This is a genomic window from Allobosea sp. RIT-PG3_2 (assembly GCF_057321085.1).
Map to the genome: position 1 here is coordinate 216,078 of NZ_JBXWCA010000004.1, position 23,402 is coordinate 239,479.

The window sequence follows — 23,402 nt, forward strand, 5'->3', positions numbered from 1 at the left end:
ATGCCCAGCTTTCTGCGCCGCGCCGCCGGTTCGCGCGCGATGACCTGCCCGGCCGCGCTGGCGGGCGCGCTCGCCCTGCTCGGCGTCGCCGGCTGCACCGAGCCTCAGCGGCAGGGCCAGCCGGCCTTCTATCGCGACCTCGGCTCCGCATCCGCCCAGGTCGATGCCGAGCAGGCGCGCGCGATGATCTCGGCCTATCGGCTCAATGCAGGCCTCGGGGCGCTCACGCTCGACCCCGCTCTGGTCGAGGCGGCGCAGCGCGAAGCGGCAAACATGGCGGCTTCCGACAAGCCGGCGCAGGCCGACGCGGTCAAGGCGCGTCTCGCAAAGGAGGGCCAGCCCGGCGCAGAGGCCAATCTCTCGGCCGGATACCGCCGCCTCGCCGAGGCCTTCTCCGGCTGGCGGGATTCGCCCCAGCATGATCGCGTCATGAAGGATGCGAAGGCCAAGCGCATGGGCATCGCGACGGCCTATGCGCCGGGCTCGAAATATCAGGTCTACTGGGCGCTGGTCGTCGCACCCTAGGGCCGCCCGGTCTGTCGCGCGTGCGAATGGGCGGCTGGCTTCGCGGTGGCGCATCGCCTCGATGTCGCGATCCTCGTCGCGATCAATGCCGGCGTCAGCCTCGCGGGCAACAGCTTTGGCGGCGCGCGCTTCGGGTTGAGCGGGGAGTTCTGACAGAGCGCCGGAGCGTTCCGAACCCGGAACGGCTTGCGGCGGCTCCCGCCACATCCTGTCAGCGGTGCCGCCGCGGCCCCCTTACCGCCGGGAGCAGACGAAGCTAGCCTGCGGATCATGCCTCCGCGCCCCCGCAAGCCGCTCTCCCTGACGACCGAACAGGCCCGCCGCATCTGGCTGCATGCCCAGCGGCTCGATACGCGCGAGCCGTTTGGCTCCGGGCCTGACGCGGCGCGGGCGGCGATCGAGCATCTCGGCTATGTCCAGATCGACACGATCAACGTGATCGAGCGCTGTCACCACCACATCCTCTATGCCCGGATTCCCGGCTATCGCCGCAGCGATCTCGCGCATCTGCAGTCGGTCGAGAAGAGCGTCTTCGAGTACTGGACGCATGCGCTGGCCTATGTGGCGACCCGTGACATCCGCTATTTCCTGCCGGAGATGAAGGCGCATCGCGAGGAGCCGAAGCGCTGGTCGGCCGTCGGGGCGCGCGAGGAGACGCGCAAGCTGCTGCGCCGCATCCGCAAGGACGGAGCGTTGACGATCCGCGACATCGACGAGGAGCTGATCGAGAAGGCGCATCTCTGGGCCAGCAAGAAGCCGTCCAAAGGCCTGCTGGAGCGTGCCTTCTATGATGGTGAGCTCGCGATCGCGGCGCGCGCGGGGATGCTCAAGACCTACGAGCTCTTCGACCGGCACTTCCAGTGGGAGAAGAAGCCGACGCCGGCGAGCGAACGGCAGATCACGGCCTACAAGCTGGACCGGGGGTTGCGTTCGCAGGGGCTCGTCAGCCTCGATTCCGTCTGCCATCTCGATGCGCCGAGCAAGAAGGCGGTGGCGGAGCTGGTGGCCGCGCGTGTCCGGCGCAAGGAACTGGTGCCCGTCGCGGTGGAAGGCGCCGGCAAGACGCAGCACTGGGCGGCGCCAGCGATGCTGGAGCCAATATCCGAACCGGACGGGACGCTGATCCACATCCTGTCGCCCTTCGATCCCCTCGCCATCCAGCGCAAGCGGGCGAAGCTCTTCTTCGACTATGGCCACGTCTTCGAGGCCTATCTGCCGAAGGAAAAGCGCCTCTACGGCTATTTCGGCCTGCCGGTGCTGGCGGGAGACCGGGTCGTCGCCGTGCTCGACCTCAAGACCGACCGGGCGGCGGGCAAGCTTCTGATGCAGCAATGGACCTGGCTCGACGGCCACGAAACCCCCGAGCTGAAGCGCGCCATCGAGGACGAGCTTCAGCGCTTCGAGCGTTTCCAGCTGGGACAGGGGGAGATCGAGCCGGTCGTGGAAGAGACGACCACAAAAATGCCGGCTTGATCGGCGCTGTTGCCGCTCGTCGCAACCGGGGCGCGAGCAGGCGGATGGCACCGAATTTCCGGCCCGATGCGCCGGCGCGCCCGGCATCGTCGGCCTGAAGCATGCGCCCGGCGACAGGAACGCGGCGGCTACTGCCCGATCCCGGCCTCCCGGCCGCATCGCTGATTCATGCGGCGCTTCTGGCATGGCTGGCGTCCCTCGGTGTCCAGCAGCTCGCCGATCTGCCGGCCGTTACGGAGCAGAGCGTCGAGGTCGAGTTGCAGACGCCTGAGCAATTCGAGGCCATGACGCGGCCGCCGCCAGCGCCGCCTCCGATCATCCCGGTTCCCGCCCCCATCGAGCGGCCTCCGGTCGAGCCACCGCCAACGCCCGTTCAGCCTGAAGCCGATGGTCTCGTGCGGCCCCGGCGCCTGCTATCGGCCGATGTCCTGGCCAATGCGCGCAGCCGCGACACGCTGGCCATGCTCCCGCGCCTGGCGCCGGACGAACGTATCGAACAACTCTGCGGGCTGGAGGCGATGGGGCAGATCCATGCCTGGCGCCAGGATTTCGAGCCCGACCGGGTGAGCGCTTATGCGATGGCCGATATCCGGCTCGCCGATCACATTCTGCGGGCGGAGGGAGCGGCCTTCCGCAGCAGGCGGCGCTGGTATGCGCTGCGCTTCGAATGCACGGTTTCGACCGATCTCAAGCGCGTCACGGCCTTCGCCTTCCATGTCGGCGATCCCATTCCGTCAGCGCGCTGGCAGGCGCTCGGCCTGCCGGCCGTCCACTGAGGTCAGGCGCCGAGCAGGTCGATCAGCGGCGGGATCAGCGGCTCGTCGGCCGGCGGCATGGCCAGCTCCCGCAGCTTGCCGGGCCGCACCCATTTCAGCGCCTGCCCTTCGCCGGAGATCGCCGTCCCCTCCCAGCGCCGGCAGATATAGAGCGGCATCAGCAGGTGGAATTCCGGATAGGCGTAGCTGGCGAAGGTCAGCGGTGCCAGGCAATCCTCCTTCACGGTGATGCCGAGCTCCTCGGACAGCTCCCGGATCAGCGCGGGCTCCGGCCGCTCGCCGGCCTCGAGCTTGCCGCCCGGGAATTCCCAGAGCCCGGCGAGCGCCTTGCCCTCGGGGCGCTGCGTGACCAGGACGCGGTTGTCGGCATCGATCAGGGCGCAGGCGACGACGAGAAGCAGCTTCACGGGGTGTCTCAGTTGCCGGAGAGGATGACCTGGACGGGCTCGGTTTCCTTGCCCGTCAGCGCGACGCTGTCATAGACCAAGCCGCCCTCTCGCGTGAAGGCGCTCTCATCGCCCCAGATCACCTGGGTGGTGATGAAATAGCTGCCGGGTGCGACATGCTCGAAGACGAAGCGGCCATTCGCCTCGGCCTTAGTCGCACGGGTGTATTCGGCATAGGCGGGATCGACCGTGTCATTGGCCGGATAATTGCGATGCGGGACGTATTTGCCCTGGCCGTAGAGGTTGGCGAAACGCTCCCGGGCGAAGGCGGTGGCCGGGACGAGGTGTACGACCTGGCCGGCGGCATTGACCACGACGCCGCTCGGCTTGGTGCGGAAGGCATGGCCGGTGACGACGCCGGTTCCGTGCTTCTTGATGAAAGCCGCCTCCTCCGTGGAGAAAGCGACCGTTGCCGGTTTGCGCTCGACGCAACCAGCCATGATGACGCCGGCCAGAGCCGCCGCCGCGAACAATCCGATCTTCATGTCTCCCCCAGCCTGCGCGGCGCCGTCGTAACCAGGAAGACGCCAGCGAGGATGATGCAACCGCCAAGGACTTGCCGCAACTCCAAGTCTTCATGCAGGACGAGAATGCCGAGGATCACCGCAACCGTCGGTACGAGATAGCCGGTCATCGCGGCGCGCGTCGGGCCCGCGGCTCGAATCAGACGCATGAAGACCGTGACGGGGATTGCGGTGGCGAAGATGCCGAGCGCCAGCATGGCCGGCAGATGGTCGCGCAGCGGCGCGAAGGCCGTCGGGCCGACGACGGCGAGCGTCAGGATTGTCGCGATCGAGCCGGAGAACATCTGCTGGCCCAGCGCCAGCCGGGCGGGGTCGCCGGTCGCGGCGGGCACGGTGCGGACATAGAGGTTGGCGACGGTGTAGCTGAGCGTTGCTCCGATCATTGCGAGCACGCTCAGCGCGGTGCCGCCACCCTCGAACAGACGCGGCCCGATCAGCAGGGCGACGCCGATCGTCCCGAGCAGAATGCCGCCGAGGCGGCGCCGGTTCAGCCGTTCCTCGGAAAAGACGAGATGAGCGACGAGCGCGGTGACGAGCGGGCCGGCGGCCTGAATCATCGCCGCGGGGCCGCTGGCGAGCTGGACCAGCGCATAGCCGACGAGCACGTTCGGCAGCCAGCCATTGGTGGTGCCGAGCATGATCCAGGGCGCGATCTCTGCCCGGCGCGGCAGCGGATTGCGCCCGCGTCCGAGGCTCCAGAGCGACAGCACGGCCGCGCCGATTACGCCGCGGCTCGCGGCGATCGCAAGCGCCGAAACCTCGCCGCTCATCAGTTTGATGAACAGGTAGCTCGACCCCCAGAGCAGGGAGCAGATCGCGAGGTTGACGGCGATGAAGCTGCGGCTTGGCTCCTGCGGTGGCGCGGCCTCAGGAGCGATAATCGCCATTGATCTCGACATAGGCCTTGGTCAGGTCACAGGTCCAGACCGTGGCCTTGCCGCGCCCGATGCCGAGATCGGCGGTGATGACGACGGTGTCGCCCTTCATGTAGTTCGATACCGCCTCTTCGTCGTAGGACGGGGCGCGGGCGCCCTGCTTCGCCACGAGGATGTCGCCGAAGCCGATGTCGAGCTTGTCGCGATCGGCCGGCTCGCCGGCCTTGCCGACGGCCATGACGACGCGGCCCCAATTGGCGTCCTCGCCGGCAATCGCGGTCTTGACCAGGGGCGAATTGGCGATCGAGAGCGCGACGCGCTTGGCCGAGCGGGCCGAAGTCGCGCCGCTGACGCGGATCTCGACGAACTTGCGGGCGCCTTCGCCGTCCTTGCAGACGAGATGGGCGAGTTCGAGCAGGATCGCGTTCAGGGCGCGCTTGAAGCCGGAGAGTCTGATGTCGTTGACCTCGGTGATCGCCAGCACGCCGCGGGCCGCCGCCTTGCCGGTGGCGAACAGCATCAGCGTGTCCGAGGTCGAGGTGTCGCTGTCAACCGTGACCGCGTTGAAGGAGCCCTTCACGCCCTTGGAGAGCAGGGCCTGCAGTACGGGCGCGGCGATCGGCGCATCGGTGAAGACGAAGGAGAGCATCGTCGCCATGTCCGGCGCGATCATGCCGGCGCCCTTGGCGATGCCGGCGATGACGACCTCCTTGCCGTCGATCTTCGCCTTGCGGGTCAGGGCCTTCGGGAAGGTGTCGGTGGTCATGATCGCCCTGGCGGCGTCGAGCCAGGGGCCGTCAGCGGCGCGTTTGGCGCATTCGTCGAGAACGCCCTTGAACTTGGTCGCGTCGAGCGGCTCGCCGATCACGCCGGTCGAGGCGATGAAGACCTCCTCCGGCTTGCAAGCCGCAGCCTTGGCGGCGATCTCGGCGGTGAGCTTGACCGCGTCGCGACCCTTCAGCCCGGTGAAGGCGTTGGCGTTACCGGAATTGACGACGACGGCGCGCGCGTAGCCCTGCTTCAGGTTCTCGCGGCACCAGTCGACCGGGGCCGACGGGCATTTCGAGCGGGTGAAGACGCCGGCGACCTGGGTGCCCTCGTCGAGCAGCGCGAACCAGACGTCCTGGCGGCCCTTGTAGCGGATGCCGGCCTCGGCGGTGGCGAAGCGCACGCCCGGGATCGGCGGAACCTTGGGCTGGCGCTTCGGCGCGAGCGGGGAAACGGGGACATCCTTGCCGGCCATCGCGACTTCCTCCTGCGGAACACTGCTGGAAGACCGGCGAATCGTTCGTTGGCCGGGCAGTGCGTCTCGTTCGAGAGTCCCTCTGCCGCAGGCCGATGACGAAAACAAGAAGGGCGGCCGCAAGGGCCGCCCACGAAATCGAGGGTCTACGTCATGCTCGGCTCGTCCCGGGCATTTCTTCCCGGAGATTCTCGGGTCTGCGCTTCGCTTCGCCCGAGAATGACGTGGCCGATCAGTTCTTCTTCGGCTCGGCCGGCTTCGCAGCGTCGGGCTTGGCCGCGGGGGCCTCCGCCGGCTTGTCGAGGCGCTCGACCTTGGCCTTCTCGCGCATGGCGATGACGAGGTCCTGCTGGGCCTTGCGTTCGAGATACTGGTCGATCTGCGGCTTCACGGCGGCGAAGTCCGGCAGCGGCTTGGAGCGCTTGTCCTCGAGCTTGATGACGTGCCAGCCGAACTGGCTTTTGACCGGCTCGGAGACCTCGCCCTTCTTCAGCTTGAAGGCGGCCTCGGCGAATTCCGGCACCATGCGGTCCTTGCTGAACCAGCCGAGATCGCCGCCCTCCTTGCCGGAACCCGGATCCTTCGAGATCTCTCCGGCGATCTTGGCGAAATCCTCGCCCCTCTTAAGGCGCTCGACCACGGCCTTCGCCTGCGCCTCATCCTCGACGAGGATGTGGCGGGCATGGGCCTCCTCCTCGGGAGCCATCGCCTTGGTGGTCTCGTCGTAGAGCTTCTTGGCGGCGTCGGCGGTGACGGCCTTCTTGCTCTCGCGCGTCAGATATTCGTCGAGCAGTACCTTCTCGCGGTAATAGGCGAGGCGGGCCGTGAAATCGGGCGTATCGGTGATCTTGGCGTCGACGGCCGCCTTGGCGCCGAGCTTGAGGTCGACGAGATAGTTGATGACCTCGTCGCGCTTGCGATCCTCGGGGAGCTGGGCCAAGCGCTCGCCGAGATCCTCGGATGCGAGCTGGATGTCCTTCTCGGTGATGGCGATGCCGTCGACCTTGGCAACGACCTTGTCGGCCTGGGCGAAGGCCGGCGCCGCGAGCAGCGTGAAGCCGAGGACGGCGATGAAACGGGCTGAGTTCATGGGTGACGGCCTTTCGTCGGAAACCCGAGACGCTTTGGCGGCTGCACTGCCAGTTGAACGCGGCAAAGGCAAGGCAGATCAGGCGATTGCGGGTCCGATCACGCAGCTTTGCACCGTCCGGGAGGCCGAAGCTGCCGCAGTGTCGCACCATCTGCCGTCGCGCATCTTGGAAGAGGCCGGGCAAAACCCCACATCCGGAGCCGAATTCGCTTGCCGTTTCGCTGCCGATTGGACGAAACGCACGCTGGACCCTGCCCGCGCACGCGTCTAAACACGCGGTCGCATTCGAGAATACCGGACCTCCGACCCGGGCGCGAAACCACAGCCGCGCCGGCCGGAGGACCAGCATCACCTGAAAGGCCCAACATGCTTGGCGCGCTCGCAAAGAAACTCTTCGGCTCGTCGAACGACCGCCGCGTCAAGGGCTATCAGCCCCGCGTCGCCGCGATCAACGCTCTCGAGAACGAGATAGCGGCGCTGAGCGACGACGCGCTGAAGGCGCGCACCGAGGAGTTCAAGCAGCAGGTCGCCAACGGCGCCAAGCTCGACGACCTCCTGGTGCCGGCCTTCGCCACGGTGCGAGAGGCGGCCAAGCGCGTGCTCGGCCAGCGCCCCTACGACGTCCAGCTCGTCGGCGGCATGGTGCTGCACGAGGGCGCGATCGCCGAGATGAAGACCGGCGAAGGCAAGACGCTGGTCGCGACCCTGCCGACCTATCTCAATGCGCTCGAAGGCAAGGGCGTCCATGTCGTCACCGTCAACGACTATCTCGCCCGCCGCGACGCCGAATGGATGGCGAAGCTCTACAACTTCCTCGGCCTCAGCGTCGGCATCATCGTCCACGGCATCGACGACGAGGAGCGCCAGAGCGCTTATGCCTGCGACATCACCTACGGCACGAACAACGAATTCGGCTTCGACTATCTGCGCGACAACATGAAGTACGAGGTCGCGCAGATGAGCCAGCGCGGCCACCACTTCGCCATCGTCGACGAGGTCGACTCGATCCTGGTCGACGAAGCCCGCACGCCGCTGATCATCTCCGGCCCGCTCGACGACAAGTCGGATCTGTACGTCTCGATCGACAAGGTGCTGCCGGGGTTGATCGCCAGCGATTACGAGGTCGACGAGAAGCAGCGCACGGTCGCGCTGACCGAGGCCGGCAACGAGCATATCGAGGAGCTGCTGCGCGAGGCCGGCCTGCTGACGGAGGGCGACCTCTACGACGCGCACAACGTCACCCTCGTCCACCACGTCAATCAGGCGCTCAGGGCGCACGCCCTGTTCACCCGCGACAAGGACTACATCGTCCGCAACGATGAGGTCGTCATCATCGACGAGTTCACCGGCCGCATGATGCCGGGCCGACGCTATTCGGAGGGCCTGCACCAGGCGCTCGAGGCCAAGGAAGGCGTCACCGTCCAGCCCGAGAACGCGACGCTCGCCTCGATCACCTTCCAGAACTATTTCCGGCTCTACAAGAAGCTCGCCGGCATGACCGGCACGGCCGCGACCGAGGCCGACGAGTTCTTCCAGATCTACAAGCTCGAGGTCGTCGAGATCCCGACCAACGTGCCGGTCGCGCGCAGGGACGAGGATGACGAGGTCTACCGCACCTTCGAGGAGAAGGTCCGCGGCGTCATCCGCGAGATCAAGGTGGCGCAGGAGAACGGCCAGCCGCTGCTCGTCGGCACCACCTCGATCGAGCGCTCCGAGCTCGTCGCCGAGATGCTGCAGAAGGAGGGCTACAAGCTGCTCGACTTCACCGATCCCACCGCGCTGGAGCCGGTCTACCAGGCCGCGCGCGAGGGCCGGACGGTCAAGGCCTTCGCCGTGCTGAACGCCCGCTTCCACGAGCAGGAGGCCTATATCGTCGCGCAGGCCGGCGTGCCCGGCGCGATCACCATCGCCACCAACATGGCCGGCCGCGGCACCGACATCCAGCTCGGTGGCAATGCCGACATGCGGATTTCCCATGATCTCGCCGGCGTGGAGGAGGGCCCGGAGCGTGACGCGAAGGCCGCCGCCATCCGCGCCGAGGTCGCCGATTTCAAGCAGCGCGTGCTGAAGGCCGGCGGCCTCTACATCGTCGGCACCGAGCGCCATGAGAGCCGGCGCATCGACAACCAGCTGCGCGGCCGCGCCGGCCGCCAGGGCGATCCCGGCCGCTCGAAGTTCTTCCTGTCGCTGCAGGACGACCTGATGCGCATCTTCGGCTCCGACCGGATGGACGGCATGCTGCAGAAGCTCGGCCTCAAGGAGGACGAGGCCATCGTCCATCCCTGGATCAACAAGGCGGTGGAGAAGGCGCAGGGCAAGGTCGAGGCGCGCAACTTCGACATCCGCAAGAACATCCTGAAATACGACGACGTGATGAACGACCAGCGCAAGGTCGTCTTCGAGCAGCGCCGCGACTTCATGCGCCAGGCGAGCGTGCGCGAGACGATCGACGACATGCGCCATGGCGTCGTCGAGGACGTCGTCGCCCGGCACATCCCCGAGGAGGCCTATCCCGAGCAGTGGGACACCGCCGGCCTCAAGCAGGAGGTGATCCAGTCCTTCAACCTCGATCTCCCCATCGAGGACTGGGCCAAGGAAGAGGGCATCGCCGACAGCGAGATCCGCGAGCGCATCCGCAAGCTCGCCGACGAAGACTATGCCGGCCGCATCGAGCGCAACACCGACGAGGTCATGACCTATGTCGAGAAGCAGGTGCTGCTGCAGTCGTTGGATCATCTCTGGCGTGAGCATCTCGTCACGCTCGATCATCTCCGCCAGGTCATCGGCTGGCGCGGCCTCGCCCAGCGCGACCCGTTGCAGGAATACAAGCAGGAGGCGTTCGAGCTGTTCGATGGGCTGATCGGCCAGCTCCGCCAGCAGGTCACCGGGCACCTCTCGCGCGTCGAGGTGCGCTTCGATCAGCCGGAAGAGCAGGCGCCGCTCCAGATGCAGGACGGTTCCGGCTCGGGCTTCGGCGGCGATTATGGCGGGACGGGGCTGCAATTCGCCGCCCCGGATGCCGACACCACCGTGCTCGACCGCAACCCGACCGATCCCGACACCTGGGGCAAGGTCGGTCGCAACGAGCCCTGCCCCTGCGGCTCGGGCAAGAAGTTCAAGCACTGCCACGGCCAGTTCGTCTGACGCAGCGCTCTTTGGTTCCCTGCCTCACGCCCGGCCCTGCGCCGGGCGTCATGCGTTCTGAACACCCGCATACGCAGTGGCAGTGACGGTCGGCCGCTCAGATCGACGAGCCGAGTTCCCGCTGGCCTGCGGCGTGGGCGCGGGTGCCGAGCCAGGCCGGCCGCGCGAAGAGGAAGGATAGCGGCGTGTGCCTGACCAGCCGATGCAGCAGCAGCGGCACGGCAACGGAGACCGCCGTCAGCAGCAGCGCGGCGACACCGAGATCGAGCTGAACGCCGGAGCGCAGCAGCACCATCCGTCCGGCCGCCATCGGCAGGAAGAAGGCGAGGTAGATCGGCAGCGAGTTGCGCCCGCAATAGTCGAGCCAGGGCAGGTGCCCGGCCAGCAGCACCGAGCCGAGCAGGATGCCGACCACTCCGGCGATGCCCAGCAGCAGATGCACCCCCGGCGCGGCCGTCAGGATGTCGTGGCCGAGGAAGGGCGTCGCCAGCGCGCTGAGCGCAAACCAGCCGCCCCAGAGCAGGAGGGTTCTGCTGCGATGAGCAGCAGACCGATCGGCGGCGGCGCGAATCCCGGCGGAGAACACTGCCCCCGCGAGGAAGAAGACGAAATAGGCGGTGAACTGGTCGGGCACCATCCAGCCGGTGCTCAGCGGGGCGAGGGCCAGCAGCGCGGCGGCGGCCAGCGCGGCACGGCGCCAGGGCCAAACCGCCTTGGCGACGACGAAGAAGATGGTGAGCAGATAGATGAACCAGAGCACGCCGAAGGGGTCGACGAGGCCGAGCGCATAGTTCTGGGCGAAGCCGGTGAGGCCGGCTTCGCCCCAGGGCGGAACGCGCATCAGCAGGTTGATGCTGAACCAGAGCAGGTAGAAATAGGCGAGCGGCACGACCTTGCGATCGAGGAAGGCGCTCCAGCCGAGGCCGACGAGGCGCGGTACGAACAGCCCCGAGAGTAGGAACAGCCCGGGCATGCGGAACTGTTTCGCCCAGGCGATCAGCGGATCGATCCAGCTGCCTTCCCCGTCGGTGAGTTCGAGTCCGCCGGCCACATGCATCAGCACGACCAGGATGATGCAGATGCCCTTGCCCGTATCGACCCAGCCGATGCGCGCGGCCGGGCGATGAGCTGGTGCAGTCGTTTCAGCCATGATGCCGATTCCTCCGACCGGAGCCTCGCATACTCGGCTTAGCACCGGGTTAGGATCGCCGTCGGACAGGATCGGTCGCCGGTAAGCTTTCAGCAAGGGGGCGAGCGTCACGGTCGAACTCGGGCCCTGTCCGCGCCTTGCGTGGCCGGGGCGCGCGGTGCCCGATGCGGATTCAAGAGGCGGTGCGGCGCCAGCGCCGGGGGGCCGCGATGGGTGACAGCCGGCGTGCGGCCAGCTCCATGCAAGGGGTTCAGCGGCCGATCGCGCTCGATGATCTTTGCTCTCCTAACGGGAGGAGCTGTGCTTTGCGCGTGTGTCTGTTCAAGAAACTTGACTCTCCTATTCGCATATCCTGTTCTGCCAATCTGGTCGGGCGATATCAACCGCACCGTTACTTGCAAGGTGGCCCCTATGAACCTCTTGCTAAAAGAAATTCGTCATAATCCCATACTCTGGCTTTTAGCCATCGTACCGGTCGTATTTGCCGCGCAGAAGCTCAAGCCTGAAGCTCATACTCTGCTTTTCATCCTGTCCGTCCTGGCAATAGTGCCGCTGGCTGTCCTTCTGAGCCACGCCACCGAATCCGTAGCGGCCAAGACCGGTGATACGGTCGGAGGACTGCTCAACGCCACTCTGGGAAACTTGACTGAGCTTATCATCGCACTGGCCGCGTTGCGTGCCGGGCAATACGCGCTGGTCAAGGCATCCATCGCGGGAGCCATTGTCACCAATACGTTGTTCATGCTGGGGGCGTCGTTTCTGCTCGGTGGACTCAAGCACCATGTGCAGGAATACAATCGGGGCAGCGCCCGCCTCCAGGCGTGCTTGCTTTTTCTGGCAACGGTCGCGTTGCTCGTTCCGTCGGCGGTCTCTGGAGCCGATTCCACGGCGGGGTCCGTCTTCACCGCGAAATTGAGCGTGTGTCTATCTGTGTTGCTCATTGCGGCCTACGGATTGGGCCTCTTGTTCTCGCTCAAGACACATCGTGAACTCTTCGGCGGGGTGGAACACGCGGAAGCCGGCGAGGTGCCGTGGCCGATGGGGTTGGCTCTGACCACGCTGGCCGCAGTCACGGTATTGGTCGCGCTGGTGAGCGAGGTCTTCGTCGAGTCGGTTCAACAGGCGGCGTTATCGTTCGGGATGAGCCAGGCATTTGTGGGCTTCGTCATCGTGGCGCTGGTGGGGGGCGCAGCGGAGATGGCCTCGGCGTTTTCCGGCGCGCGCAAAGACCGGTTGGATCTCAGCGTGGGCATCGCGCTGGGGAGCGCGGCTCAGATCGCGCTTTTCGTCGCGCCAGTGCTGGTTCTGCTCAGTTATGTCATCGGGCCGGCGCCGATGAGCCTGCAGTTCTGGCCGGGTGTCGTCATCATGATGATCATCGCGACCATGACCGTGTCCCTGGTGACCAACAGCGGACGCTCGGCCTGGTTTGTCGGAGTGCTCCTGCTGTTGGTGTACCTGATCTTCGCGATCACCCTTTACCTGTTGCCGCCTCCGGTCGTGTGATCGCCCCCCGCCGAAGCGTTCTCGATGCTTCGCCAGGTTCTTGTGGGCGCTTTAGTCAGCGCGTGCAATATCGCCCTCCATGCGTTTTTTTGATCGCTACTGTCATGTAGCGGCGAGAATCACTGTCGCCAACGCAAATTATCGCCACACGCTCCCATTGATAGTCGTTATGATTGCTACCGTATCTTTCTTGATAGCGGCACATATTCCGGAAGTTCTTGTTTGGGCGCTGGCTTACGGAATTGTTGGAGCCCGAAAGCAGAGCTGTGCAATCTCTGCTATGGGTCGGGAATGGACGTTCCCCCTAACATGGGGCACGTCCGCTTTCGGGCAGTGGCCCAACTATCGCTTCTGGCGCAAATCGTGCTGACTTCAGCCAAACTGGATGATGACCTGTCGACGCGTAGTCGGCCTTACTTGCCGTCTCGCGAGCGCTGCGCGCAGTGCCCCGGGGCACGCCCGTGGCACTGACGAGTGCCACTTATTTCGCGGGCGATTGGAAGAAATCGACAGGCTGCAGGCTTCTAGCTCAGTATGATATATTCAGAGGCAGCCCCGAAAATTGTTGCGAGCCGCTCGGCGTAGCGGCTAGCTCACCCCCAACCTCGGCGAGGACAACGTCTGCGTCGCCATCCATTCCGATCATCTCCTGGGATCACAAAGACCAATGTCTGAAGACAACAACCAGCTTATCGATCTGTCAGCGATGGTCGTTGCGGCCTACGTGGCACATAACAATGTCACCCGCGCCGATCTGCCCGAGCTTATCGCGAAGACTCATGCAGCACTGGCTGGCTTGGGAGCTGAAGCTGCCGCGCCTGCTGCCCAGCCGCTTGTCCCAGCCGTTTCGATCAGGAAGTCGGTTACCCCGGATGCGATCATCTGCCTCGAGGACGGCAAGGCGTTCAAATCGCTGAAGCGCCATCTCAGCAGCAAGTACGATATGACGCCTGACCAGTACCGAGCGAAATGGGGCCTGCCTTCCGATTACCCGATGGTGGCACCCAACTATGCCGAAGCGCGCTCCGCCTTGGCCAAGTCGATGGGTCTTGGTCGGAAGGCTGCGACCGCTCTCGGCAAGGCTCCAATTGCCAAGAGCCCACGGCGTGTGAAGGCCAAGGCCTGACCGAGACGCTTGCTCGATAGAGCGACACCGGCCGACACGGCGACCAACGACAAAGAGGCTCCATGAACAGCGACAGAACTCGCAGGCCCACCAGCGCCCGGGACAAGGCCGAGGCGCTGTTCAAGCCCGCCGCGCCGAAAGCACCGACGCCTGCCGACACGCGGCCGAGCGTTCCCGGAGCGAAAGAACTCGTTTCGCTCCGGATCGATCGCAGTGTGCTTGACCATTTTCAGAGTGGCGGACCAGGCTGGCAGTATCGTATCAACAACGCGCTGCGGCAGGCCGCTGGCATCGGTGGAGATGAAGCGGTCATGCCCGACGAGCTGAACTCTTCGAACGACGGCTAGTGCGGCAATGGCGAAAGGGGATCCCATTCAGTAGGCCATCGGCGACGGCCGAAGCGGCGACCTCGATCCCGACATGCTCTCTTCGATCTCGCGCCGGGCGAGGCACGCGTCACGCGCCTGCTGACATCGGGACAGAGCGCGGCCGAGATCGCCAGGACATGCGGCGTATCCGTTGAGACCGTCAGGTCGCAAATCCGGCCGATACTTCAGAAATCGGGCATGCCGCCAGGCTGAGCTCGTTGGTTTCCTCGCCGGGATCGATACATTCGAGCGTTGAAAACGACGTGTTAAGACGAGATGGCAACTACCCAAGCGGACGTTGGAACCGCAAGTCTCGCGAATTGACGCTGGAAGAGGCAGGTGTCTGCCTCTTCCGCAATTTGGGATTGTTAGCCGACCTTCGCTTCACAGCCCACCAATGACCGGTTTTGGGCAAGAGCCAATGTCCGGTTGTGGCGCTCTGCAAACCGAGGCCGCGGGCACAATGAAATTCTGAACCGGGTCGATAGCCGCCTCGTTCTGCCTGGTGGCTGTGCGTTCGTCGGCAGCCGTCAATTCCGCGATCCCTTCTCGGCTGCAGCCAACCGCACCGTGCTGCGATGAACGTCCTCGGCGCGTCGAAGAATTCGGCGGCGGGCCCGGTGATTTCCTCCACCCCAAGAGTTCATCTGCAAAGCAGAGACAACCGAGCCCGAACGATTCAAGCTCAGTCCGCTCCATTAAATGCCGGGACCAACCGCCCAGGCGCGGAACGGGATATCTCGATGAGCAGGTTCAGGTGAGGTGCAGCACACACCGCGCGCCTCAAGCATGTCCTGTCCAACTGCGGGTAACGAACGGCTCGCAGGCAGAAAATCATCGATTCGTTCAAATGCTAACGACCGTTCACATGGCGCGGCCGCACCCGTCTGGCCCTGTCCGGACGTTCTGGTAAGACCGGATGCCGCTGCGGCAGAGCCCTGCTTCACGCCTGCGGCGGCGATGGTCATGCAGGTTCCGCTGGAGTAGCGGAGCCCCGGGGAGGGAACGTTGCTTGCCTGGCGTACCGAACAATACTCATCCGAGCGAAGGTTTCATTCGCGAGGACATACGGGCGAGGCTGCCGTGATTTCCGGACATTTGGTCGGCGTTCCGCGCCTGCGGCGCCGCTCGCTGCTTATTTGATGTGATTTTTGGCCAAAGGCGCCCGCGAAGGCGCTGATTCAGAACACGCAAGCGACCTCGCAATAAGGGTCGCATCACGGACTAGGGCGCTTGGCGCCTGGGGGATTCGGGCTTCGCCATGACCGTAAAGATCGAGATGAGACAGCAGGTTTGGCTGGCCGGAACAGGCGTGGATGACGAGCCTGCCCTCGAGGGCAACCAGACGGATCGAGTTGCCGCACCAATGCGCCACAGCCGCAGGCGCCGCGCAGTGCTGCTCGCCTGCACGGCGATGGTCATGCCGGTCATGGTGGCGGCGACACAACAGCCTGCGCTGGCACAGTACACCGGAGGCAATGGCGGCAATGGCTCCAGCGCGCCCAACGGGTCCACCCCGGGCGGCGGCGGAGCAGGCGGTGCTTACGGAGATGGCAGCGCGACTGCCGGCGCCGGCGGCGGCGGCTCGACGTCAGGATCAGGGAACCGCGGTGGCGGCGGTGGCGGCTCGGATGGTGCAGGTGGCGGCGGCGGTGGCTACATCGCCGGCGCTGGCGGCGGCGGCGGTGGCGCCGGTGGTGCCGGTCTGGTGCTTGGCACCGATCTGAACAATGCTGCCGCCATTACCGGCGGCAATGGCGGCAGCGGCGGTATCGGCGGCTATAATCAAAATCCGCCGGGTTCCTATGGTGGCGGTGGTGGCGGCGGCGGCGGCGGGTCCGGCGTCATCGCGGGAGCCGGTGCGAACCTCACCAATTCCGGCACGATCACCGGCGGCAACGGCGGTGGCGGCGGCTCATCCAATGGAAATATCAATCCGTTCAGCGACCCTTCGGGGAACGGCGTGGGCGGCAGAGGCGGCAATGGCATCACCGCGACCGGCTCGGCCGGTCTGACGATTACGAATACAGGCACCATCAAGGGCGGCGGCGGCGGTACCGATTTCCAGAACTTCCAGCCCTACCGGCCGCAGGCCGGCGGCTACGGAATCATCGGGCAGAACCTGACGATCATCAATAGCGGTACGATCGCGGGTGGCGCCTTGGGCGGTGCCGGAGGCCTGAACGGCGCGGCGTCGGCGGCCATCATCATCACCGGTGGCACCAACAGCATCAGAGCGCTTGCCGGCAGCTCGATCGGCGCGATCGAGCTCGGCGGCACCACGACGCTGGCGGGTGTCTTCAACAACACAATCCAGGTCAATGGCGGCGTCGCCATGTCGGTTACGGGCTCGACAGCCGCCGACGACGTGACGGGCATCACGACTTTCGCAAATCACGGCACGACCACGATCGGCGCCGGGCGCACGCTCAGCGCGCAGACCATCAACAACGCCGGGGGTTCGATCAGCATCGGCACTGGGGCCACGCTGAAGGGCATCGGCAATACGCTCAACAACAACGCGATCATCAATGTCGGCGTGGGCGGCAGCGTCATCGATGCCGGCGCGATCAACAATCAGGGCGGCGGCACGATCAATTTCAATGGCCCGACCGGGACGGCGGTGCTGTCCGCCGGCCAGGGCATCAACAATGACGGGCAGATCAAGGTGATGGGCGGCGATGTCGCCGTCACCGGCGACCTCAGCAACCAGAACAACGGCACACTCTCGCTGACCGGCGGCAACATGGCGGGCATCGGGACGCTGACCAATAGCGGTACCGCGACCGTCAACGTTGCCGGGGGCTATAATCTCGGTGTCGGGACGTTCACGATGACCGGCGGCAGCGTCACCGGCACGGGCAAGATCTCGGCCACGACCGCGTTCAACCTCTCGGCCGGCACGATCGGTGCCAGTCTTGCAGGCGCAGGCGCCCTGGCCAAGACCGGCGCGGGGACGCTGATCCTGACCGGCGCGAACACCTACACCGGCGGCACCACCATCTCCGCGGGCACCTTGCAGCTCGGCAACGGCACCATCGACGGTTCGATCGTCGGCAGCATTCTCAACAACGGCACGCTTGCCTTCAACACCTTCGGCAGCGTCAGCTATGGCGGCACGGTCACCGGTACGGGCGGCTTGACCAAGTCGGGCAGCGGCACCCTGACCCTGACCGGCGCGATCGGCAGCACCGGCGCGACGACGATCAATGGCGGCACGCTGGCACTCGGTACAGGCGGCAGCCTGAACAGCACCGGCGTGGTCTCGCTCAACGCGTCAAACAGCGTCCTCGACCTCGATGGCAATGCTCAGACGATCGCTGGGCTCGCCGGTTCCTTCGGCGAGGTCAAGCTCGGCAACAATGGTGCGCTGACGATCGGCGGCGGGGGCAATACCTTCGCTGGCATCATCTCAGGCGCCGGCTCGCTGACCAAAAGCGGTAGCGGCTTGCAGATTCTGACGGGTGAAAACACCTATAGCGGCGGCACGACGATCAGCTCCGGCATGCTGCAGATCGGCAATGGCGGAACCACGGGCTCCATCGTGGGCGATGTCGTCAACAACGCTGATCTCAGTTTCAGCCGTTCGAACAATTATACCTTCGCGGGCAATATTTCGGGCTCAGGCGCCCTGTATAAGACGTCCGGCGGCATCCTGACGCTGACCGGGACCAACACCTTTACCGGCGAGACCAACGTCAGCGGGGGCACGCTGCAGATCGGCGACGGCATCACGGATGGTTCCCTCGCCGGGAATATCTTCAACATTGCCAGCGTTACCTTCAACACCACCGGCAGCAGCAGCTATGGCGGCACCATCTACGATACCAGCGGCCCTGCCGGCACCCTGACCAAGACAGGCGCGGGGACGCTGACGCTGACCGGCGCGAACACCTATCGCGGTGGCACGACCGTGAGCGCCGGCACGCTGGCGCTGGGCAACCACGGCCGGCTGTTGGGCGATGGCGCCGTGACGGTCGACGCGGGGGCGACCTTCAATCTGGCCGGCTATGCGCAAGGCGTTGGTGCGTTCGCGGGTTCCGGTCTTGTCCAGCTCGGAACCGGTGGCGCGCTGACGGTCGGCAACGGCAATGCCTCGTCGAATTTTGCCGGCGAGATAGCCGGCGCCGGGTCGCTGACCAAGGCGGGGACGGGCACGTTCACGCTGACCGGCGCCAACAGCTTCACGGGCGGCACGACGATCGGCGGCGGCACGTTGCAGATCGGCGATGGTGGCGGTACCGGCTCGCTCGTCGGCAATGTCACCAATAACGCCACGCTCGCCTTCGACCGCACGGGAAGCCTGACCTTCGCCGGCGACGTCTCCGGCACAGGCGCGCTGACCAAGAATGGCTCCGGCACGCTCATTCTGACCGGCGCGGCCAGCCATTCCGGCGGCACCACGATCAGTGGCGGCGCGCTGCAGGTCGGCGACAATGGCTCGACCGGCTCGCTCGCCGGCAACATCCTCAATAACGGCGCGCTCAGCTTCAAGCGCGCGAACGATCTGAGCTATGCCGGCGTCATCAGCGGCAGCGGCTCGCTGACCCAGGCCGGCAGTGGCACGCTGACCCTGACCGGCACGAACAGCTATTCCGGTGGCACGACCATCAACAGCGCCGGGACGCTGCGGGTCGGCAATGACGGCACGAATGACGGCTCGCTCAGCGGCGCCATCGCCAATGACGGCATGCTCGAATTCGACAATCTGAACACCGCCAGCTTCGCCGGCGCGATTTCCGGCTCCGGCGCGCTGCGCAAGCTTGGCGGCAACACGCTGACGCTGTCCGGCGCCAACACCTATTCCGGTCCAACCTTCATCACCGCCGGCACCTTGCTGCTCGGCGGCAACGGCCGGCTGAACAACAGCGGCAATGTCTCGGTCGCTTCGGGGGCAATTTTCGACCTCGGCGGCTACACGCAGAGCATCGGCGAGCTTTCCGGCGCTGGCGAGGTCAAGCTCGGCTCGGGCGGCGCCCTGAGCGCGGGCAAGGCCACCAACTCCACCTTCACGGGCCTCGTCAGCGGCTCGGGTTCTCTGACCAAGACGGGCGCGGGTCGGCTGACCCTTGCCGGCGACAATACCTATACCGGCAGCACGACGATCGCTGCCGGCACGCTGCAACTCGGCAATGACGGCGCGACGGGCTCGCTTGCGACCGATGTCAGCAATAGCGGCGTCCTCGCCTTCAACCGCACGAACGAATACATTTTCAGCCATGTCATCGCCGATGGCGTCGGTGCCGGCGCAGTCGAGCAGAACGGCTCCGGACGGACGATCCTCACAGGCGCAAACACGTATACGGGCGGCACGACCGTCAATTCCGGCGCTCTGCAGATCGGCAACGGTCTTGCGGAGGGCTCGATCGCGGGCTCGGTCACGGTTGGATCCGGAGCCGAATTCGCCGTCAAGCGCTCGGACAGCTATGTGCTGCCCAATGCCGTCAGCGGCGCCGGCAGCTTCGCCCAGCGCGGCAGCGGCACGACGGTCCTCGGCGACGGCATGACCTATAGCGGCGGCACCTTGATCGAGGCCGGCACGCTCAAGGTCGGCAGCGGCGGCGCCCAGGGATCGCTTGGCACCGGCGACATCGCCAATGCCGGTGCGCTCGTCATCGACAAGAACAACACGATCACGATCAGCGGCGCCATCAGCGGCACCGGCAGTTTCGAGACGACCGGCGGCACCGGCGGTACAGGCGTCACCAAACTCTCGGGCGCCAGCACCTATACTGGCACGACCACGGTTAGCGGCGGCACGCTGGAGGTGTCCGGCTCGCTCGGCAATACCGCGGTCACGGTCCAGAGCGGCGCGACGCTGGCCGGCGGGGGCGCGATCGCAGGCGCGGTCACCATCGCCAACGGCGCGCGCCTCGCTCCAGGCGCCAATCCCGGCACCCTGACCACCGGCGTACTGAGCGTCGGCACGCTGACATTGTCCTCCGGTTCGCAGCTCGATTTCGATCTCGGCCAGCCCAATCTCCCGACAGGGACCGGCAGCGATCGCGTCGACGTGACCGGCAATCTCACGCTGGCCGGCACGCTCAACGTCGCGAATGCCGGCGGCTTCGGCGGCGGCATCTATCGCCTTTTCAACTATGGCGGCACGCTGACGAATAACGGCCTGACGCTCGGCACGCTGCCGGGAGGCGTTTCCGCGGGCGATCTCTCTGTGCAGACCGCCGTCGCGAGCCAGGTCAACCTCGTCAACAGCAACGGCCTCACCTTGAAATTCTGGGATGGCGGTGCGGCCGGCAACGCCAATAACGGCGTGATCGATGGCGGCGCCGGCGTCTGGAGCGCGACGAGCGGCAACTGGACCGACCAGAACGGCAGCATCAACGGCCCAGCGGCGCCGGCGCCGGGCTTCGTGGTGTTCCAGGGCACGGGCGGCATCGTCACGGTCGACACCGGCTTTGGCGCGGTCTCGGCGACGGGCATGCAGTTCGCGGCGGACGGCTACAGGATCGAGGGAGGCGCTGTTGCTCTCAGCGGCGCCCAGGCGATCATCCGCGTCGGCGACGGCACCTCGGGCGGAGCTTCCTATGTCGCCACCATCGCGTCGAACCTCACCGGGGCGAGCGACCTTGTGAAGACCGATCTCGGTACGCTCGTCCTCAGCGGCACCAACAGCTACACCGGCAACACGGTGCTGAACAGCGGCACGCTCTCGGTCTCGTCCGACGACAATCTCGGCCAGGCTGCCGGTGGCCTGGTCTTCAATGGCGGCGTGCTGCGCGTGACCGGCACGAGCTTCACCTCGACCAGCCGGGCCGTGACCTGGGACAGCAATGGTGGTGGCTTCGACATCGCAAATGCGGCCAACAGCTTCACCCTGAGCCAGGCACTCGGCGGCACCGGCGGCTTCACCAAGCTCGGCGCCGGCACGCTGATCCTGACCGGCGCGAACAGCTATAGCGGCGGCACGACGATCTCGTCCGGCACGTTGCAGCTCGGCGCTGGCGGCACGACGGGAGAGATCGCAGGCGCGGTCGTCAACAACAGCAGGATTGCCTTCAATCGTTCGGACAGCGCGACCTTCTCGGGAGCCATATCCGGCTCGGGCGCTCTGACCCAGATGGGGGCGGGCACGCTGATCTTGACAGGCGCCAACAGCTATAGCGGCGGCACCACGATCAGTGCCGGAACCCTGCAGATCGGCAATGGCGGCTCCACAGGAGCGATCAGCGGCAATGTCGCCAACAACGGCACACTGGCCTTCAACCGATCCGACCTGCTCGCCTTCTCCGGTGAGATTTCGGGGACGGGAGCGCTCAAGCAGTCCGGTACCGGCACGCTCAACCTGACCGGCGTCAACAGCTATTCCGGCGGCACCACGATCGCCGCCGGCACGCTACGCGGCAACGCGACCAGCTTCGGCAGCGGCGCGATCCTGAACAATGCCGCCCTGGTGATCGACCAGAGCAGTGACGCGCAGTTCGCCAATGCCATCAACGGCAATGGCCGCTTCACCAAAACGGGCACAGGCTCGCTCAACCTGACCGGCGCCAGCACGTTGTCGGGTCCCACCACGATCGCGGCCGGGCGCCTGGCTGTGAACGGTTCGCTCGCCAATTCCGCCGTGACCGTGGAAAGCGGCGCGACGCTGGGCGGCAATGGCACGGTTGGTCTACTGAACGTGCTCGCCGGGGGCATTGTCGCCCCGGGGAACTCGATCGGCACCCTGACCGTCAACGGCAACGTGATCTTCGCGCCGGGTTCGATCTATCAGGTCGAGGTGAATGGCGCCGGCCAGTCGGACCAGATCATCTCGACCGGCACCATCACGGTGTCCGGCGCCACGCTTGCGATCGCGGCCATCTCAGGCTCGATGCCGCCGTCGGCGCGTTTCAAGCTCTTCGACGCGACGGGCGGCGTTTCCGGCCAGTTCACCTCCGTGACGAGCAATTTCGCGTTCTTGACGCCAGGCCTGAGCTATGATGCCGCGCAGACCTATCTGACGATCGCGCGCAATGACGTGTCCTTCGGCAGCGTCGGCCAGACCCCAAACCAGACGAGCCTGGGCAGGGCGGGCGAGCAATTGGGCACCGGCAATTCCGTCTATGACGCTATCGTCAAGCTTGATGCCTCGTCGGCCCGCCAGGCCTTCGATGCCCTGTCAGGCGAGGTGCATGCCTCCGAACAGGGTATCCTGGTCGAGGAGAGCACTGTGGTCCGCGGAGCGGCGATTGATCGCCTGAGGTCGGCGTTCGGGAGCGTCGCGGCGGCGCAGCAGCCGGTCATGACCTACGGCTTCACGGCGGATCTGGCGGCGCCTGTCACCGGGCCGATGCCACGGCTCACCCCCAGCGACAGCTTCGCGGTCTGGGGGCAGGGTTTAGGCTCCTGGGGCCGCAATGATGCCCAGGGTGGCATGTCGAAACTGACCCGCTCAAGCGGCGGCTTCCTGCTCGGCGCCGATGCCTCCGTCTTCGACAACTGGCGCGTTGGCCTCTACAGCGGCTACAGCCGTTCGACCTTCGAAGCGAAGGGCAGGATTTCCTCCGGCAACAGCGACAACTACCATCTCGGCCTATATGGCGGCGGCCAATGGGGCGCCTTGGGACTGCGCGCCGGCGCGGCCTATAGCTGGCACGATCTGTCGATCGATCGCACCGTCTCCTTCAGCGGTTTCTCGGACCGGCTGAGCAGCGGCTACAACGCTGCGACGGCGCAGGTATTCGGCGAACTGGGTTATCGCATCGATGCCGGCCGCGTCGCCTTCGAGCCCTTCGCCGGGCTAGCCTATGTCAACCTGCAGAGCGACGGCTTCCAGGAACGGGGCGGGGCGGCGGCACTGACCGGTCGCAGCTCCGACATGGGCACCGCATTCACGACGCTGGGTCTGAGAGCATCGACGAATGTGACCGTGAATGGCGTGGGGCTGGCGTTGCGCGGCGCGCTCGCCTGGCGGCACGCTTTCGGCGACATCACGCCCACGTCGATTCTTTCGTTCTCCAGCGGCGGCCCTTTCGGCATTGCGGGTATCCCGATCGCGAAGAACGCGGCTGTTCTCGACGCGGGGCTTGACCTGGCAATCGCACCCAATGCGACGCTCAGCCTGACCTATGGTGGCCAGTTCAGCGCCGATGCGATCGAGCAGAGCGTCAAGGGAAGCCTCGCCGTCAGGTTCTGAACCGGGGGCTCTATGTAACC

15 protein-coding genes and 1 pseudogene are annotated in these 23,402 nt (G+C 65.9%); 10 read left to right on the forward strand and 6 right to left on the reverse strand.

The window, feature by feature from the left end; genetic code table 11:
• The 3 genes from AC2FAN_RS14335 to AC2FAN_RS14345 all read left to right on the forward strand — a co-directional run bounded on the left by AC2FAN_RS14335 (position 1) and on the right by AC2FAN_RS14345 (position 2,774).
• Positions 1-525, forward strand: a complete 525-nt coding sequence (locus tag AC2FAN_RS14335; protein WP_485174902.1) for a CAP domain-containing protein — start codon at positions 1-3, stop codon at positions 523-525.
• A gap of 270 nt (positions 526-795) precedes the next feature.
• Complete coding sequence (locus tag AC2FAN_RS14340) at positions 796-1,998, forward strand: winged helix-turn-helix domain-containing protein (RefSeq protein WP_485174904.1); 1,203 nt, start codon at positions 796-798, stop codon at positions 1,996-1,998.
• Positions 1,999-2,099: 101 nt separating this feature from the next.
• Positions 2,100-2,774, forward strand: a complete 675-nt coding sequence (locus tag AC2FAN_RS14345; protein ID WP_485174906.1) for a DUF930 domain-containing protein — start codon at positions 2,100-2,102, stop codon at positions 2,772-2,774.
• Between the two features lie 2 nt (positions 2,775-2,776).
• Here the strand turns inward: AC2FAN_RS14345 and mutT are convergent, their stop codons facing one another.
• The 5 genes from mutT to AC2FAN_RS14370 all read right to left on the reverse strand — a co-directional run bounded on the left by mutT (position 2,777) and on the right by AC2FAN_RS14370 (position 6,952).
• Complete coding sequence (gene mutT / locus AC2FAN_RS14350) at positions 2,777-3,193, reverse strand: 8-oxo-dGTP diphosphatase MutT (protein ID WP_476805549.1); 417 nt, start codon at positions 3,191-3,193, stop codon at positions 2,777-2,779.
• Positions 3,190-3,705, reverse strand: coding sequence for a carboxypeptidase regulatory-like domain-containing protein (locus tag AC2FAN_RS14355; protein WP_485174908.1), 516 nt, complete (start codon positions 3,703-3,705; stop codon positions 3,190-3,192). The genes mutT and AC2FAN_RS14355 overlap by 4 nt, the downstream gene beginning before the upstream one ends.
• On the reverse strand, positions 3,702-4,631 hold the full coding sequence (locus tag AC2FAN_RS14360) for a DMT family transporter (RefSeq protein ID WP_485174910.1): 930 nt from the start codon (positions 4,629-4,631) through the stop codon (positions 3,702-3,704). Before AC2FAN_RS14360 ends, AC2FAN_RS14355 begins: the two co-directional genes overlap by 4 nt.
• Positions 4,612-5,862, reverse strand: a complete 1,251-nt coding sequence (gene argJ / locus AC2FAN_RS14365; protein ID WP_485174912.1) for a bifunctional glutamate N-acetyltransferase/amino-acid acetyltransferase ArgJ — start codon at positions 5,860-5,862, stop codon at positions 4,612-4,614. Before argJ ends, AC2FAN_RS14360 begins: the two co-directional genes overlap by 20 nt.
• A 232-nt stretch (positions 5,863-6,094) precedes the next feature.
• Positions 6,095-6,952, reverse strand: a complete 858-nt coding sequence (locus tag AC2FAN_RS14370) for a peptidylprolyl isomerase (RefSeq protein ID WP_485174914.1) — start codon at positions 6,950-6,952, stop codon at positions 6,095-6,097.
• On the opposite strand from AC2FAN_RS14370, the gene AC2FAN_RS14375 reads away from it, so the two are divergent.
• The gene (locus tag AC2FAN_RS14375; RefSeq protein ID WP_485174915.1) at positions 6,933-7,223 is read left to right on the forward strand and encodes a hypothetical protein; all 291 of its coding nucleotides are present in this window, start codon (positions 6,933-6,935) and stop codon (positions 7,221-7,223) included. The genes AC2FAN_RS14370 and AC2FAN_RS14375 overlap by 20 nt on opposite strands.
• Before the next feature lie 95 nt (positions 7,224-7,318).
• Positions 7,319-10,096, forward strand: coding sequence for a preprotein translocase subunit SecA (gene secA, locus AC2FAN_RS14380; RefSeq protein WP_485174917.1), 2,778 nt, complete (start codon positions 7,319-7,321; stop codon positions 10,094-10,096).
• Between the two features lie 97 nt (positions 10,097-10,193).
• Here secA and AC2FAN_RS14385 read toward each other — a convergent pair whose 3' ends face one another.
• Complete coding sequence (locus AC2FAN_RS14385; protein ID WP_485174919.1) at positions 10,194-11,246, reverse strand: acyltransferase family protein; 1,053 nt, start codon at positions 11,244-11,246, stop codon at positions 10,194-10,196.
• Between the two features lie 411 nt (positions 11,247-11,657).
• Here AC2FAN_RS14385 and cax point away from each other — a divergent pair, with 411 nt between their 5' ends.
• The 5 genes and pseudogenes from cax (at position 11,658) to AC2FAN_RS14410 (ending at position 23,382) form a co-directional block, all read left to right on the forward strand.
• Positions 11,658-12,752, forward strand: coding sequence for a calcium/proton exchanger (gene cax, locus AC2FAN_RS14390; RefSeq protein WP_485174921.1), 1,095 nt, complete (start codon positions 11,658-11,660; stop codon positions 12,750-12,752).
• Between the two features lie 667 nt (positions 12,753-13,419).
• The gene (locus AC2FAN_RS14395; RefSeq protein ID WP_485174923.1) at positions 13,420-13,878 is read left to right on the forward strand and encodes a Ros/MucR family transcriptional regulator; all 459 of its coding nucleotides are present in this window, start codon (positions 13,420-13,422) and stop codon (positions 13,876-13,878) included.
• 62 nt (positions 13,879-13,940) lie between these two features.
• Positions 13,941-14,225, forward strand: coding sequence for a BrnA antitoxin family protein (locus AC2FAN_RS14400; protein ID WP_485174925.1), 285 nt, complete (start codon positions 13,941-13,943; stop codon positions 14,223-14,225).
• Between the two features lie 105 nt (positions 14,226-14,330).
• Positions 14,331-14,459: pseudogene (locus AC2FAN_RS14405) on the forward strand (helix-turn-helix transcriptional regulator); the annotation flags it as partial.
• A gap of 1,066 nt (positions 14,460-15,525) precedes the next feature.
• On the forward strand, positions 15,526-23,382 hold the full coding sequence (locus AC2FAN_RS14410; protein ID WP_485174926.1) for an autotransporter-associated beta strand repeat-containing protein: 7,857 nt from the start codon (positions 15,526-15,528) through the stop codon (positions 23,380-23,382).
• Positions 23,383-23,402 lie beyond the last annotated feature (20 nt).